This window comes from Streptomyces poriticola (genome assembly GCF_036689765.1).
Taxonomy (GTDB): domain Bacteria; phylum Actinomycetota; class Actinomycetes; order Streptomycetales; family Streptomycetaceae; genus Streptomyces; species Streptomyces poriticola.
The window spans coordinates 1-245 of the sequence record NZ_JBAGKH010000128.1; the positions used below are offsets into that span (position 1 = coordinate 1).

1 protein-coding gene is annotated in these 245 nt (G+C 67.3%); it reads right to left on the bottom strand.

The features are described 5' to 3' along the window. On the bottom strand, positions 1 to 245 hold a 245-nt coding region (locus V5O46_RS31760; protein ID WP_332888196.1), incomplete at both ends, for an acyltransferase domain-containing protein.

Genomic DNA, 245 nt, shown 5'->3' on the forward strand with positions numbered 1-245 from the left:
TTGACGGGGTGGCCGTGGGTGTGGAGGTGTGCTGCTGAGGTGAGGAGGCGGGTGAGGGTGCCTTCGCCTCGGCGGAGGGTGCCGGTGATCGTCTGGGCGCCTTCGGTTTCCTCGATGCTGTAGGTGAGGACGGGGTGGGCGCTGGACTCGATGTAGGTGGTGTGGCCGGCCTCGGTGAGCTGCTGGATGGCGGTGTGGAAGTGGACGGTCTGGCGGAGGTTTCGGTACCAGTAGCCGGCGTCGAG